The sequence below is a fragment of the Chloroflexus sp. genome (genome assembly GCF_034434295.1).
Lineage (GTDB): Bacteria > Chloroflexota > Chloroflexia > Chloroflexales > Chloroflexaceae > Chloroflexus.
On sequence record NZ_DAOTZQ010000084.1, the window covers coordinates 1 to 14,903 of the forward strand.

The 14,903-nt window shown below is 57.0% G+C and carries 11 protein-coding genes and 1 pseudogene; 1 reads left to right on the forward strand and 11 read right to left on the reverse strand.

What is annotated here, in order from left to right; genetic code table 11:
• Positions 1 to 19 precede the first annotated feature (19 nt).
• Positions 20 to 565: a hypothetical protein gene (locus tag VAE57_RS11865; RefSeq protein ID WP_322822089.1), complete on the reverse strand. Its 546-nt coding sequence runs from the start codon at positions 563 to 565 to the stop codon at positions 20 to 22.
• Positions 566 to 1,374: 809 nt separating this feature from the next.
• Here VAE57_RS11865 and VAE57_RS11870 point away from each other — a divergent pair.
• Positions 1,375 to 4,731 (forward strand): ExeM/NucH family extracellular endonuclease, encoded by a 3,357-nt coding sequence (locus VAE57_RS11870; RefSeq protein ID WP_322822090.1) that lies wholly within the window; start codon positions 1,375 to 1,377, stop codon positions 4,729 to 4,731.
• A gap of 68 nt (positions 4,732 to 4,799) precedes the next feature.
• On the opposite strand, the gene VAE57_RS11875 is transcribed toward VAE57_RS11870, so the two are convergent.
• The 10 genes and pseudogenes from VAE57_RS11875 to zigA form a co-directional block, all read right to left on the reverse strand.
• Positions 4,800 to 5,273: a glutathione peroxidase gene (locus VAE57_RS11875; RefSeq protein WP_322822091.1), complete on the reverse strand. Its 474-nt coding sequence runs from the start codon at positions 5,271 to 5,273 to the stop codon at positions 4,800 to 4,802.
• 314 nt (positions 5,274 to 5,587) lie between these two features.
• On the reverse strand, positions 5,588 to 7,126 hold the full coding sequence (locus VAE57_RS11880; RefSeq protein ID WP_322822092.1) for a tripartite tricarboxylate transporter permease: 1,539 nt from the start codon (positions 7,124 to 7,126) through the stop codon (positions 5,588 to 5,590).
• Between the two features lie 9 nt (positions 7,127 to 7,135).
• A complete protein-coding gene (locus VAE57_RS11885) occupies positions 7,136 to 7,627 on the reverse strand; it encodes a tripartite tricarboxylate transporter TctB family protein (protein ID WP_322822093.1) in 492 nt (163 codons plus the stop codon).
• The gene (locus tag VAE57_RS11890; RefSeq protein ID WP_322822094.1) at positions 7,624 to 8,601 is read right to left on the reverse strand and encodes a Bug family tripartite tricarboxylate transporter substrate binding protein; all 978 of its coding nucleotides are present in this window, start codon (positions 8,599 to 8,601) and stop codon (positions 7,624 to 7,626) included. The genes VAE57_RS11885 and VAE57_RS11890 overlap by 4 nt, the downstream gene beginning before the upstream one ends.
• A 368-nt stretch (positions 8,602 to 8,969) precedes the next feature.
• Positions 8,970 to 9,899, reverse strand: a complete 930-nt coding sequence (locus VAE57_RS11895) for a VOC family protein (protein ID WP_322822095.1) — start codon at positions 9,897 to 9,899, stop codon at positions 8,970 to 8,972.
• A gap of 33 nt (positions 9,900 to 9,932) precedes the next feature.
• Positions 9,933 to 11,064: pseudogene (locus tag VAE57_RS11900) on the reverse strand (Uma2 family endonuclease).
• A gap of 288 nt (positions 11,065 to 11,352) precedes the next feature.
• A complete protein-coding gene (locus tag VAE57_RS11905; RefSeq protein ID WP_322822096.1) occupies positions 11,353 to 12,525 on the reverse strand; it encodes an FAD/NAD(P)-binding protein in 1,173 nt (390 codons plus the stop codon).
• 82 nt (positions 12,526 to 12,607) lie between these two features.
• The gene (gene rpmB / locus VAE57_RS11910; RefSeq protein WP_322816149.1) at positions 12,608 to 12,862 is read right to left on the reverse strand and encodes a 50S ribosomal protein L28; all 255 of its coding nucleotides are present in this window, start codon (positions 12,860 to 12,862) and stop codon (positions 12,608 to 12,610) included.
• A 72-nt stretch (positions 12,863 to 12,934) separates the two neighbouring features.
• Positions 12,935 to 13,300 carry a SaoD/DsrE family protein gene (locus VAE57_RS11915; protein WP_322822097.1) on the reverse strand — a complete coding sequence of 122 codons (366 nt, stop codon included), beginning with the start codon at positions 13,298 to 13,300 and terminating at the stop codon, positions 12,935 to 12,937.
• 100 nt (positions 13,301 to 13,400) lie between these two features.
• Positions 13,401 to 14,627, reverse strand: a complete 1,227-nt coding sequence (zigA, locus tag VAE57_RS11920; protein ID WP_322822098.1) for a zinc metallochaperone GTPase ZigA — start codon at positions 14,625 to 14,627, stop codon at positions 13,401 to 13,403.
• Positions 14,628 to 14,903: the final 276 nt, after the last annotated feature.

The following is a 14,903-nucleotide window of genomic DNA, read 5'->3' on the forward strand; positions in this document are numbered from 1 at the left end:
TATCCCGCCAAGACCACCACTACCCCACGCTGAGACCGGTCTGCTGCTGGACAATCACGCATACGGTGTTGAATTGTTCAGGGCCACATACCAGCAGGAAGGGTGCTCCTCTTTTGCGGTATAGCGTCAACACCCGCTGCTGCCGGTCAACCTCGACTCGTTCGACATCCTGCCAGCGGATACGGTCGCTGGTGCGCATGACCAGGCCGGCTCCCATGGCGGTGACCTGACCGCTTAGCAGCGATGCAATCCGAACTGTCCGAAAGAACAGCTTTGTGCGATCGCCGAGGGTTGATCTGACACCGGTGGTGTCAAGGACAAACTGCTGTTCGTAGCCGATCAGGGCCAGCAACCCGACCACGATCACGAGCAGCCCGGCGATGATACCGGCGGTGATGCCCATGACCTGCAATGTGATCAGCCAGTGATTCTCTTCGCTGATGAGGAATATCAGCAGGCCGAGGGCCAGGATTGCTATCCCAAACACCAGTAGCGTCTGTTTGAAGATCAGGCGATTGCGCAACAGTGAGAGGCGTGCTGTCCAGGTAAGTGTTGATAGTTCCATCGTGCGTCTCCTGCATACCGGCCAGTGCATTGAGTACAGCATGGCGCACGGTGGCTTGCAGGACAAGCGCAGATTGAGCAATTCGGGGTAACTGACGGACAATCTTCCGGGTCTCGGTGGTTAGATATGCACCACAGAGGCACAGAGGGTACAGAGAGTTAACATAATCCAAGTTACTACCTTACGTCACCACAGCGGTGCGGGTCGTTGAGCGCGATGGGGGGAGGGGGGAACACGGATGGACGCGGGTTGGGCGGATGAACGCGGATAGATCGTCACCCAAGGTGTCACCTTATATCACCACAGCGACACGAAGTATGGTCATACCAGATGTGTGTGACGTAGTGCGTCTACGGAACTGACTGCTACCCAAACGGTGCATACCGGTCAGGTACGCTGCACAATGTTGTGCGCAGCGTCGTGCTGTTCATCATAGCAGGTAGTCTTTCGTAGCCTGCTCATAGCATAGGTGGTAACTTGAGTTAACATAAACAATCCTCTGTGTCCTCCGTGTCTCTGTGGTTAATCGCACCACAGAGGTACAGAGGGCACAGAGGGGGTGAACTCACACCGGTTGTTCTCCCTTTCCTGACAACTTATTCACCCACATTCTGACAAAACTGTCATCAAACCATAGCCATTTTTCGGGTAACCCTTAACGTGCCGTTCAAGATTTTCACCTATCATAGGCGATGCCTGATGACTCAACCATTGCGTTGCGGCGCTCCTGCACTTCACCCTCGCCTGCCCTCCGCATGGCCGGTTTACCGGTGGATGTCGCTTGTTTGGAAATGTATGAGGTGAACGTTATGCGTTGGATTGCAGGTTGGACGCGCCACTGGATGTATTTTGCGCTGGTGGTTGCCCTGATTGCGGTGCAGGCCGGTGTATCAACACCGGTGGCACGCGCAGTCAGTGCCGATCTGGTGATCAACCAGGTCTATGGAGGCGGTGGCAACAGTGGCGCACCGTATACCAACGATTTTGTCGAGATTTTTAATCGCGGTACGACAACGGTTAGTCTGAACGGTCTATCGATCCAGTACGCCAGTGCCACCGGGACGGGCAATTTTGGCAGTAACCCAATTGTGTTGCTCAGCGGATCGCTGGCTCCCGGCCAGTATTATCTGGTGCAACTGGCCGGTGGGGCGACCGGTAGTCCGCTACCGACACCGGACGCGACCGGTTCGATCAATGCCAGTGCCTCAGCCGGGAAGTTTGCGCTCGTGAACAGTACGAGTGGCCTGGCGTGTAACGGCGGCTCGACCCCCTGTTCGCCGACGCAACTGGCCCTGATCATCGATCTGGTCGGTTATGGGAGTGCCAATTTCTTCGAGGGCGCGCCAGCGCCAACGTTGAACAATACGACGGCAGCTCTGCGTACTGCGAACGGTTGTGTCGATACCGACAACAATGCGAGCGATTTCAGTGCCGGATCGCCCAATCCGCGCAACACGAGCAGTCCTGCCAATCCGTGCAGCAGTCCGCCGCCACCCCCGCCGATGATGGGCAATTGCCCTGATGTGCCGAATGTAACCCTCATTCACCAGATACAAGGCACAACCGACACCTCACCCTGTGTCGGTGAAGAGGTGCTGGTCGCGGGTGTGGTCGTGGGTGATTTTGAGGGCCCTTCACCCAATCTGCGCGGCTTTTACGTACAGGAAGAGGCAACCGATTCTGACAGCGATCCGCTGACGTCCGAAGGCATCTTTGTCTTCAACGGCAACAACAACAACGTGGCACTGGGTAATCTGGTACAGGTGCGTGGCACGGTCAGTGAATTTCAAGGCCAAACCCAGATCAGCGCAACCCAAATCACCATCATCGGCAGTGCTACCGTCGATCCGACTGACGTAGCCATGCCCTTCCCCGCCACCGACTATCTCGAACGGTTTGAAAGCATGCTGGTGCGTTTCCCGATGAAGCTGGTCGTGACCGAACACTTCCAGCTCGGTCGCTTCGGTCAGGTGGTGATGTCGGCAGAGGATCGCCTCTACCAGCCGACCAGCCTCTTCCCGCCGGGGCCGCTGGCTAGTGCGTTACAGGCTGCGAATGACCTCAATCGTATCATTGTCGACGACAACTTGCAGAATCAAAATCCCGACCCGATCCTGTTTGGGCGTGGTGGCAATCCGTTGAGTGCCGCCAATACCCTGCGCGGTGGCGATAGCGTGACCGGGCTGGTTGGGGTGATGACCTACACCTGGGCCGGTAATGCGGCGAGCGGGAATGCGTATCGGGTACGTCCGGTGGGTGATTTGAGCGATTTGACGCCGGGGGGTGGCGTCCCGGTCTTTGTCGCCGAGAATCCGCGACCGACGGCACCACCTGCGGTTGGCGGCAGCATCACTGTGGTCGGGATGAATTTGCTGAACTACTTTAACACCTTCAGCGGCTGTACTAATGGTCTTACCGGTGGGTCGACCGATTGCCGTGGGGCCGAGAATGCGACCGAATTTACCCGCCAGACCGCCAAGACGGTAGCGGCGATTGTTGCGCTCAACCCGGCAGTGTTGGGGGTGATTGAAGTCGAGAACGACGGCTATGGCCCGGCCAGTGCGATTGCCGATCTGGTTAATCGGCTGAACAGTGCGACCGCACCGGGAACCTATGCCTTCATCGATGTTGATGCAGCGACCGGTCAGGTTGATGCGCTCGGCAACGATGCGATCAAGGTAGGGATTATCTATCAGCCGGCTCTGGTCACACCGGTCGGTCAGACGGCGGCGCTCAATACACCCGCCTTCATCACCGGCGGTGATAGCGCACCGCGCAATCGGGCAGCGCTGGCCCAGGCATTTGCGGTGAATGCGAGCGGTGCCCGCTTTGTGGTCAGTGTCAACCACTTCAAGAGCAAAGGCAGCCCCTGTGATGCGCCGGATGCCGGTGATGGTCAGGGCAACTGCAACATCGTGCGCACCAATGCCGCCAATACGCTGGCAGCCTGGCTGGCGAGTGATCCAACCGGAATCAACGATCCTGACGTGCTGATCATCGGTGACTTGAACAGCTACGCCAAAGAAGACCCCATCCGCGCCCTTGAGACGCAGGGATACGAGAACCTGGTTGAGCGCTTCGGGGGCGCGAATGCTTACTCGTATGTCTTCAATGGCCAGTGGGACTATCTCGATTACGCACTGGCAAGTGCGAGCCTCAGTTCCCAGGTCGCCGGCACAGCCGAGTGGCACATCAATGCTGATGAACCGTCGGTTCTCGACTACAACACCAACTTCAAGTCGGCCGGTCAGATCAGCAGCCTGTATGCCTCCGATTTCTACCGCACCTCAGATCACGATCCAATCGTGGTTGGTCTCGACCTCGATGGGGTACCGCCAACGACCACGGCGACGGTCAGCGGGCCAAATAACCCGCTCTGTCCGGCTGATTGCTATGCGGGCAGCGCCACCGTGACGCTCACCGCAACCGATGATCGGTCGGGCATTGTCGAGATCGCCTATCAGATCAACGGTGGCGGCTTCCAGCCCTACACCGGGCCGTTCACCTTCAGCAGTGACGGCACGTATACCGTCGAGTTCTTTGCCCGCGATGGTGCCGGCAATGTTGAACCAACTCAGACCCTGGTGGTCAAGGTGAGTTCCTTTCCGGCTCTATCTCCCCTCGATACATTCAACCGTGCCCCTGGCCGCCTGGGGCGCAACTGGGGTGGGGCAACCCAGAGCGATCAATACCGCATCGAGAACAATGCAGTGACGGTAGAGAAGGGTGGTCTGGCCTGGTGGCGGCCAACCGTCTTTGGGCCAGATCAGGAAGCCTATCTGCGCCTGACGAACATCAATCCGGCGGGACAGCATCACACGCTGGCCTTGAAAGTGAACGGCAACCAGGGGCAAAACGGTGCCATCCTGGTCAGCTACGATGCGCTCAATCAGCAAGTGGTGGTTGAGGCATTGGTACGCGGGCAGGGCTTCCTGACCGTCGCCACCTTCCCGGCGGTGCTGCAAGCTGGTGACACCCTCGGTGCTCGTGCGCACGCCGACGGTACTGTTGAAGTCTTCGTGCGCTGCGAATCAATTGGTCTGGCCGACACGCGACCGGTAGCCGGCAACCGCTACGTCGGTACCGGCGGCCGGATCGGGGTCTGGTTCCTCAACACTGCCGGTGCTGCCTTCGATGATTTTGGCGGCGGCGATCTCACGCCGTAGGCTCAACAATCACCTCCGCCGACCGGATGATGGTTGGCGGAGGTGGTTTTTTGTCCTTTGCATCAAAACTACAACAACCCAACCAATTCGCGTTCAATAGCTCCAACCGTATCAGTTGGGGCATACCGCCGAACGACATTGCCATTCCGATCCACCAGAAACTTGGTGAAGTTCCACTTAATCTCACCATCAGGGCTTAGTCCTGGTTGCTGTGCCTTCAGATAGGCAAAGAGCGGGTGAGTATTGGGGCCATTCACCTCAACTTTGGCAAACAGCGGGAACGTCACCGCATACGTGCGAGCGCAGAAGGCTTTTATCGTCGCCTCATCATCCGGTTCCTGATTGAATTGATTACTCGGAAAACCGAGCACGACAAAGCCACGATCTTTGTATCGTCGGTAGAGCGACTCAAGATCGCCGTACTGAGGCGTTAACCCGCAGTGACTGGCTACATTAACGATTAAAAGCACCTTATTGCGGTAAACCGCGAGGGATTGCTGTTCGCCATCAATGGTGCGTACAGTGAATTGGTAGATGTTCATAGGATGATAGTTCGTTGTCTAAACATTTAAAACCTTTTATTTGATTGTACCACGGATAGGGCTGTTACCTGAACGATGTATGCCGGATGTAGTTTAGAGTCTGTTAATTGGGAGGATCCCCGCCGGGGTGAGGCATTGAGCGCATGCTCCCCTCTCCCGCGCTGCGGGAGAGGGGAGGGGGGTGAGGGCGTGCAGGGCGTGCTCTGCATCCTAGCTTCATAAAAGCTGTGCAGCCGTGCGCACCTGCCCACCCTGGAGCGGGGCCGGGGGTGAGAACGCGCTTTGCATCATCTGACAGAGCCACCACTACCCGATCAATCCTCTTCACCTCGCCCAAATACCAGTCGGCCACTGTGCACCTGTTTGCCGGTTATGCGCTTAATGATGACCGGCACGTAGGGCAGGAGCAGGGCTGCCAGGGCTGCCAGCAGAAGACCGAGCGAGAGTGGTCGGGTGATGAAAATGCTTAGATCACCCTGGCTGATGGCGAGCGCCCGGCGGAATTGCGATTCGGCCAGGGGCAGGAGGATCAACCCCAGAATCGCCGGGCCAACCGGTATACGGAAGCGGCGCATGAAGAAGCCGATGACACCGATAAGGTACATCAGGACAACATCGACAAAACTATTCGCCATACTGTAAACGCCCAGGGTGCCGAAAACCAGAATCCCACTGTAAAGAAGTGGGCGCGGAATGGTTAGAATCTTCACCCATATTTGAATGAGAGGGAGATTCAAGATCAGCAGCATGACGTTCCCAATGTACAGACTGGCGATCAGCGTCCAGACCAGATCGGGCGAACGCTGAAACAAGAGGGGGCCAGGCTGGAGGTTGTAGATTTGAAAAGCGGCCAGTAAGATTGCTGCGGTTGCCGATGTTGGTAAGCCAAGAGTCAAGAGTGGTACCAAGACCCCCGAAAAGGCAGCATTGTTAGCTGCTTCCGGCCCGGCCACACCCTCAATTGCGCCCTTCCCCCACTCATCTTTGTAGCGTGACAGCCTCTTTTCAACCGTGTAACTGAGGAAGGTTGGAATCTCGGCACCGCCAGCCGGTAAGGCGCCCAAGGGAAAGCCAATGAGTGCACCGCGCAGCCATGCCGGCCACGAGCGTCGCCACTCGTCACGATTCATCCAGACGGACGAACGGACGGAGAGTACCTCTTCGCTTTTATGGCGGAGCTGCGAGGCGACGTAGAGCGCTTCGCCTACGGCAAAAAGACCAACGGCAACCACTACCACATCGATCCCGTCCAGCAATTCGATGATCCCAAAGGTCAGCCGGACTTGACCGGAGAGGATATCGATCCCGATTAGCCCGAAAAAGAGACCGATGAAGAGGCTGATCATGCCGCGAATGATTGATGAACCGACCAGCGCTGTAACACTGACAAAGGCCAGCACGGTGAGTGCGAAATAATCTGCCGGTTGGAAGAGCAGAGCAACGCGGGCCAGGAGAGGCGCAATAAAGGTGAGGAGGAGTGTCGAGAGGGTACCGGCCACGAACGAGCCAATTGCAGCGGTGGCCAGGGCAGCGCCGGCCCGCCCCGACTTCGCCATTGCAAACCCTTCAAAGGTGGTGGCTACCGATGCCGATTCGCCGGGTGTGTTGAGCAAGATTGAGGTGGTGGAGCCACCGTACATCCCGCCGTAGTAGATACCGGCAAACATAATCAGGGCACCGGTTGGATCAAAGTTGTAAGTTAACGGCAAGAGCAGGGCAACCGTAAGAGCCGGCCCAATGCCCGGCAACACACCGACTGCTGTACCGATGGTGACGCCAATCGCCGCCAGGAAGAGGTATTGTGGCGTGAGCGCATTGGCGAACCCGGCCAATAGATAACCGATAACGTCCACAGACTATCCCTATAGCAAGCCGATCAGGATACCGGCGGGCAGGCGAACACCAAGGAGACGGGTGAATGCGAGATAGACAATGAGGCCGATCAGAAAGCCGATTAATAGATCACGGCGCAGATGCCGGCTCCCCAATATGCGACTGCTCAGCGGAAAGAAGAGGGTCGTAGCAATCACATATCCGAGTGGCCATAACACAGCCGCGTAGGCGACCAGTAATACCAGCAGTAATAGCGTTGTTGGCCAATCGGTTGTCTGTTCCTCGTCAGCCACTTCAGCCACCAGATCATGATCTGGCATAACTGTAACCCGCAGGAAGAAAAGGAGACCGAAGATCAAACAACCACTGCCAACAATCGTTGGGAAGACACGTGGCCCAACGACAGTGAACCCCGCACTTTCGCTTATCTGAGTGATCTGGGAGAGGATAACCCCTCCCAGACCAATCACCGCTAATGCGGCCAGCCGTAATGAAAGCAGTGCCCGTGTGTGTGCATTCATTGCACCAACCCAAGATCGCGCAGGACGCCCCCAATACGCGTGATTTCATTATTCAAAAATGTGCTAAATTCGTCGCCGGTGCGAAAGAAGTCAGTCCAGCCATTTTTGCTAAGCGCGTCTTGCCACTCTTTGCTGGCATGCATCTTCTCGATGGTAGCGATAACGGCAGCGCGCTGTTCAGGCGTGAGGTCGGGAGCACCGAACACGGCGCACCAGTTCATTAATGCTACATCGACGCCGGCTTCTTTTAGGGTTGGTGCATCGATACCGGCAATCCGTTCCTCACTCGATACCGCCAGCATGCGCATGGTTCCGGCGGCAACCTGTTCGGCAAATTCCGACACGCCAGATACACCAGCCGTCACTGCACCGGAGAGAATCGCTGCGGTTGCTTCACCACCACCCGAATAGGCAATGTAGTTGACATTCGCCGGGGCGACGCCAACAGCTTTAGCAATCAGACCAACCAGAATGTGATCGGTACCACCAGCCGATCCACCACCCCACGAAATAGCCGTCGGATTGGCCTTGAAGTCCTCAATGAGTTCTTGCAGGGTCTGATACTTCGAGTCGGCAGGTACAACAATTGCTTCTGCCTCGGCAGTGAGTAGCGCGATAGGAGTAACCTGTGACAGGTTAACTGGCGCTTTATTGGTTTGAATTGCACCAACCATCACCAGGCCGCCAACCATCAGCTCGTGCGGTTTGCCTTTGGCTTCATTCACAAATTGCGCCAGACCAATGGTGCCACCAGCACCGCTCACGTTGTAGACCTGTACGGTCTGACCAGTTGTTGCGGCCAGGGCCGCTTGCATCGCACGAGCGGTGCTATCCCAACCACCGCCGGGTGAGGCCGGCGCCATAATGTTAATCGCTTCGGTTGGATACTCAAACGAAGAAGAAGTGGTAGCCTGATTGCCACATGCGCTAAGCAGCATTGCTATGAGCAGAATGACCGGGAGAACGCGACGCATAGCAACGCCTTTTCTAATAGGTGCATTTGTCTGGGTGCTCAATGGGACAATAGTTGCACTATTATATTCCCGACGGAGATTGGCGTCAACCGAAAAGATTATATATTCACGATCACGCTGCTTTCCATGCAGACATCATACGCCGAAGTGGGCGCTGTTTACGTTTGCATAGTTTGGCGTGCGCCGGCCACACTTCCACGCTTGCCGTGCAGGATGCCGTGCGCGTGTCTCACCGGTCACTCTACAGATTGTGAAAGCAACGAGAGTTCTCGAATTGATGACTTCTACACAACGCACGTTAGATATGAACGCGGCGCTATACTGCATACGTTGTTCCAACTGTGTAGGCACTCTTGTGAATACGTCTTTCAGGTCTGATTGTTGCTATGCGACGCACCTGCCAGGAATTGTTCTCTTGTGGTCAGAACAATCCGGTTGTGGAACGGATCATGCAGGAGCAACCCTGCCGGATGTGCTTCGCCGGTGATCCCTGCGTCGTGGAGACGGGTAAGGATCGGTGCCAGTGCGTTCTGATCGGGTAAGACAATTGAAAACCACTGGAGTCCGAGGGCATCGGCTGGTGCCGAGGGAGCACGCTCGCCCTGCCAGGTGTTCAGTCCGATATGGTGATGGTAGCCACCGGCTGAGACCATCGCCATCTGCAAACGGCGCATCACGCCCTGAATATCGAAGCCGATCAGTCGGTGGTAGAAGTCTACTGCTACATCTATATCCGCTACGTGCAAATGGATATGACCGATGCTGGTCGTTGCTGGTATAGGAGCGGCAAGATCATCGGTGGGTGAGAGCAGGCGTAACAGTGCAGCTACGTCAAGTGGTTCACGTCCGTTGCTCAGACTGCCGTCTGTACGACGGGCGAAAAAGATGTCGTCGTTCATGACAAGGACACCATCCTCTGGCGACTCGCAATAGATTTCAATCCCATTGCCATCCGGGTCGTCAAGATAGGTGGCTTTGGTCATGATGTGATCGGTTGGTGCGTTTGGATAATGTGCCCGAAAGAGGCGGGCCAGCGCACGAGCCAGTTCATAGCGGTTTGGAACGAGAATTGCAACGTGGTACAGCCCGCAGATGCCACGGTAGCGGCGGTACGTCGGTTGTTCGTGCAAGATCAAGAGATCAGGGCCGCCAACGCCGAGATGAGCCGTCTGTGCAGTACGCTGATGAAGCCGCAGACCGATCAAGTTTTGATAAAAGGCCAGTGAGCGTTCAAGGTTGGTGACGGTGAGGGCTACAGTACCGATATGCGTGGCGGGGTGAATCGTGCCGGCTATCATAAGGACTTCTCCTGGCTGATCTGAAATGTGTCCCTACTCCTCGCCGCGTAGTCGACGCAATTCACGTTCCAGCTCACGTAGTCGTGCCGCAAACGCTTCACGCGCCTCGGCTTCGCGGCGGGCCTGTTCTTCAGCGAGCCGGGCCCGCTCTTCAGCCGCTGTCCGTTCCTCTGCCTCGCGGCGGGCCTGCTCCTCGGCGGCCGCCCGCGCCTCGGCTTCACGGCGGGCCTGTTCTTCAGCGAGCCGTGCTCGCTCCTCAGCAGCAGCGCGAGCCTCGGCTTCGCGGCGAGCCTGCTCTTCGGCAGCCGCCCGTGCAGCCGCTTCTGCCGCCCGCGCCTCGGCTTCACGGCGGGCTTGTGCTTCGGCGGCAGTGCGGGCCTCCGCTTCGCGCCGTGCCCGCTCCTCAGCCGCCGCCCGCGCCTCCTTCCCGCCGGGCCTGGGTCTGCGCCGCTTCTGCCAGCTCCATCATCGCGGTGTAGTTCTCCATCACCTCGCCCCGCTCGTTGACACACACCACGTGGTTGTCCGCGATCCCCAACCACAGTCGGGCACTCTCCAGATACACCCGTCCGTGCTCGTCCGGCGGGTACAGCACGTAGCGCTCTCCCACCAGCCGGTAGTCCAGCAACCGCAGCTGGAGCGGCTCTTCCCGCGTCAGATCATCCACGATCACGTACTGCGCGACCCCCGCCCGTGCGTAGTGCTCGACTTTGCGCACCAGATCGTTCTCGCAAGTCTCCGGTGAGGTGATTTCGATGATCAACGCCGGACGCGGCCCCTCCTGGGCGACATCGAACGTGCTCCTGTTCTCCCGTTTGGTGATGCCGGGAATCACCATCACATCCGGGCCGTGTGGCCGTAGTCCGGGCACGTCCTAGGCGATGCGGATATCGCTCATCACGATGGCTTCGCCGGTGCGTTCGAGCCGCGCCTGTAACACATCGGTGAGATAGCGCTGGTCGGTTTCGTGACGGATGCTATGCACGATGAAGTCTCCCACCTCGGGATGGAGGACATCCTCGAGGGTGAGCGGCACCTGCTCGAGATGATGCGGGTCGTCGGAGGTGGGACGATGCACAAAGCGCCAGCCGTAGCGAAACGGGTCGTCGGCGGGCGCCGCTGGTGGGTCGGGAACCAGCGTGGTTTTGGGTGACGGTTGGCTCATGGTGAAACCTCCCTGCTGGGGTGGGTAGCGGTTGGGAAAGAGTTCTGAATTGGTATTGTACCACAGTGGTCGTCTGGCATGCTGGCCGGTGATTGGTGATGGGGTGCGCACAGATGCCTGGGAAGCGTGAGCGTGGCATAATGCACTCCTGGGACAACACAGTGTTCTGATATATAAACCGTGCCAGGAGTGCAAAAGTAACGCGGATATTTGCAAGAGATGGTGGATAAGTGGATGAGGCGCACCAGCGGATACTTGTCGGAGAAGCTCTGTTATACAATCGGCCTGTCAGCTCCCATCGGCATACTGACTCGCCAATCGCTCACCAGCGTGACGGGCACCGATGATGTTGCGTGCTACCGGGCCAATCTCGAGTTCGGCCAGCGGGCCGCTCACGAATAATCCTGGTGCCCATTGCAAATCAGAACCAATCAGGGGATAGCCGCACGGCGCGGTTGGTAATTCGTTGTGGGCAATGGCATCATCGAGCCACGGATGACCGGGACGTTCAGATGTGAAGCCGGTGGCAAGGATAACCGTTGTTACCGCCAGCTGGTGATGCGTGAGCTGTAAGGTGATCGCGCTATCTGAAATGGTGGCGGCGTGTACTTCATCAATCACGATCTGAAGTTGTTGCTGTTGCGCAGCGGCGTGCAGACTCTGGGCCAGTTCAACCGGCATCGTTCCCGGTAAGCGGGCCGCAGTAATCATCGTGCGCCGTCGGGTTGGGTCGGGTTCGGCGTGGAAGCGACGAAGCTCTTTCGGCCCCATCCAACCGGGCGGACTATCGAACGGGGCGACCTGGATCGGACGACGCATAAGCAACGTTACCTGCGCTTTTCTGCAAAGGTTTAGTGCGAGATGACCAGCACTGATCCCGCCCCCGATAATCGCGACGGCACTGTGTGCGGCGATCTGATCGAGAGCGAACGTCGGTTCGTAGAGGTGATAAACCGCTGCTCCAGTCTTTCGTAGTTCACCCGCCCAGGCCGGCCAGCGCAATTGTTCACCACAACTCACTGCCAGTAGCACATGTCGTGCCGAGAGCATGCCCTGATCGGTTTCCACATCCCAGAATGTTGATCGCCGACGCAGACTGCATACGCGCCCTTGCAGCGTGTAGTCTGACAATCGGTATTGACGTATGAGCGATTGCGCGTGAGCCTGAAAGATAGCGAGGGATGGGCGCTGGTACCGACCGTGAAAATGGTGATCGTCAGCGTTGATGTGTCGTGCAAATCGTAGCAGATCGTATGGATCAGGCGCGAGGTGATGCACAACCGTTGAGCGAAGATAACGCATCCCACAGGCGGTCGTGCAAGACCTCCAGCGTGCGAGCAGGTGATCGTGGGGATCGATAATGCGAATGCGATCGGCGGCAATCTTGCACCGCTCACGCAGCACGAGTGCCAGATGTACACCGTGAATGCCGCCACCAACGATGAGCCAATCCAGATGCATACGACTAAGTCCGAACAAATCGTTTATTACAACCGAGGCAATCTCTCCGATGACGTGCCTCTGGTATCGGTCAAGAAAGAGGTTATGCGCGTGAACGTCGCTCAACATCTTTTAGGGTAAGTCCCCGGTCACGTAATGCTTTCAATAAGCCTTTACGCTCGATTTCACGCAGTGCTGCCGCCGATAGCTTGAGGCGTACAAAGCGCTGTTCTTCCGGCACCCAGATCCGTCGTTCCTGGACGTTGGGTAGCCAGCGTCGGTTCGTGCGACGCTTGGAGAATGAGACGTTGTGTCCAAATGAAGGTGAGCGACCGGTCAAATCGCAGCGACGTGACATATCTGTTCCTCCGTTGTTGCGAGAGGGTGTCAGAACGAGATACCCTCTCGCTACCAGTTTAATGTTCTACCGTCAGAGCGTAATCACCTGATCCGGTGGGTTACCGGCCAGAGCAGCATACAGATCGGGGAAGCATCCTACCTGCACACCGGCCACGGTCCCGGTTGCCCGGCAATTGCCCGGTTCACCGACAGCCAACCCACGTTCAAGTGCGCATTGGTCGCACATCATCAAGAGGATACCCTGCTCGGCAGCGACTTTTGCCAGCCGCTCCCCCATCGGATCACCCGCCCGCAGCAGGTAGGTGTTGTCATCGAAGAAGAACATCCCAACGACTTGTGCACCATGGTTGCCAGCTTCTAACTGTGGCAGAATCATCTTGCCGAGCTTGTAGCTGGCGGTGTGGCCTGATGTAGCGAAGATGTAAGCAACTTTCATGCTTCCTAATCCTTTCGATATGAACATGTTGCGAAATTGGCGAAACTTATCCTAAACGAGCATGACGGGCACTGTCAACGCGGGGCGAATGCTGCCATTGTCAGCGGTGGTAATCCTCTTCGTCCAGGATCATAACCGGCTCCCAGCTTCCAAATGGATCGGTAAACGTTGCCCAACCGGTCGGACCGAGTTTCATCTCCTCATCGGTCAACAAACACGATGTCATGCGTGCCCGCAGGGCTGATTCATCGAAATCCTGACCGATAAATACCAGCTCTTGCCGACGATCACCCCACTGATCGTCCCAGATCGCCGCCAGTGCCGCTGCTTCGGCGGGATCATCCGGCTGATCGTCCACTGCTGCCCACCACCATCCACCCGGTTCGATGCGGCAGGAAGCACCGGCTTGCGACCAGATTCCGCACTGGTTCATACGGGTTGCCAGCCAAAAGATACCCTTTGAGCGCAGTACTCCCGGCCATTCCTCGTGGAGTAGCTCCCATAATCGCTGCGGATGAAATGGTCGCCGGGCACGGAAGACGAAGCTGCTAATCCCGTATTCTTCCGTTTCGGGTGTATGTTCGCCGCGCAGTTCCTTGAGCCAGCCTGGCATCTGTGCTGCCCGCTCGAAGCTAAACAGTCTGGTGTTGAGAATGTGGTCGAGAGGGACTTGCCCAAACACGCTGCGGATCAGGCGAGCCTCTGGGTTTAGTTTGCGTAAGAGTGCTTCAAGCCGAATCAGATCAGTTTCACTCACCAGATCGATCTTGTTCAAGACAATGACATCTGCGAACTCCACCTGATCGATCAGCAGATCAACCACCGTCCGCTCATCATCGTCACCGACAGCCAGATCACGATCACGCAATTCGTCTAGCGAATGCAGGTCACGCGGAAAAGTAAAGGCGTCAACGACCGTAACCATCGTGTCGAGGCGAGCGATCTCGCTCAGGGAAGTGCCATCGGGACCAGGAAAGGTAAATGTCTCTGCTATTGGTAAGGGTTCGGTGATGCCAGTCGACTCGATCAGGAGATAGTCGAATCGGCCTTCGCGGGCCAGGCGGGCAACTTCGATGAGTAAATCTTCGCGGAGCGTACAACAGATACAGCCGTTCGTTAGCTCCACCAATCGTTCCTCGGTGCGACTGAGTGCAGCATCACCAGAACGGATTAGGTGCGCATCGATATTGACCTCGCTCATATCGTTGACGATCACTGCTACTCGCAGGCCGGCCCGATTGGTCAGTACGTGATTGAGCAGGGTCGTCTTGCCGCTTCCGAGAAACCCGGAAAGAACGGTAACGGGTATTGGTTGTGAGACGGGCATTGGTTGTTCCATATTGATACATTATATCATTTTTGATTGACCAAAAAAGGTGCTGCTGGATGCAGCGGTGAAATGATACCTTATATCAATATGGCTGTCAAGTCGAACGATCGGCGTGTCAGACAACTAACCAACCAATCGGGGTGCCGGCAGGATCGCAGCACCGAGACCCGGATGAGACAGCGGTTGGTATGTAGAACCTACCCGTGACCAGCAGGGTCAACGGTGTACCACACGCCGGATCGTGAGTACGGCTGCTGCGGCAGCCATGCTGCC

Bases quoted from the DNA above. Each gene is read 5' to 3' on its own strand.
- VAE57_RS11865 (WP_322822089.1), bottom strand. From the start codon at position 565: ATGGAACTATCAACACTTACCTGGACAGCACGCCTCTCACTGTTGCGC.
- VAE57_RS11870 (WP_322822090.1), top strand. From the start codon at position 1,375: ATGCGTTGGATTGCAGGTTGGACGCGCCACTGGATGTATTTTGCGCTG.
- VAE57_RS11875 (WP_322822091.1), bottom strand. From the start codon at position 5,273: ATGAACATCTACCAATTCACTGTACGCACCATTGATGGCGAACAGCAA.
- VAE57_RS11885 (WP_322822093.1), bottom strand. From the start codon at position 7,627: ATGAATGCACACACACGGGCACTGCTTTCATTACGGCTGGCCGCATTA.
- VAE57_RS11890 (WP_322822094.1), bottom strand. From the start codon at position 8,601: ATGCGTCGCGTTCTCCCGGTCATTCTGCTCATAGCAATGCTGCTTAGC.
- VAE57_RS11895 (WP_322822095.1), bottom strand. From the start codon at position 9,899: ATGATAGCCGGCACGATTCACCCCGCCACGCATATCGGTACTGTAGCC.
- VAE57_RS11905 (WP_322822096.1), bottom strand. From the start codon at position 12,525: ATGCATCTGGATTGGCTCATCGTTGGTGGCGGCATTCACGGTGTACAT.
- rpmB (WP_322816149.1), bottom strand. From the start codon at position 12,862: ATGTCACGTCGCTGCGATTTGACCGGTCGCTCACCTTCATTTGGACAC.
- VAE57_RS11915 (WP_322822097.1), bottom strand. From the start codon at position 13,300: ATGAAAGTTGCTTACATCTTCGCTACATCAGGCCACACCGCCAGCTAC.
- zigA (WP_322822098.1), bottom strand. From the start codon at position 14,627: ATGCCCGTCTCACAACCAATACCCGTTACCGTTCTTTCCGGGTTTCTC.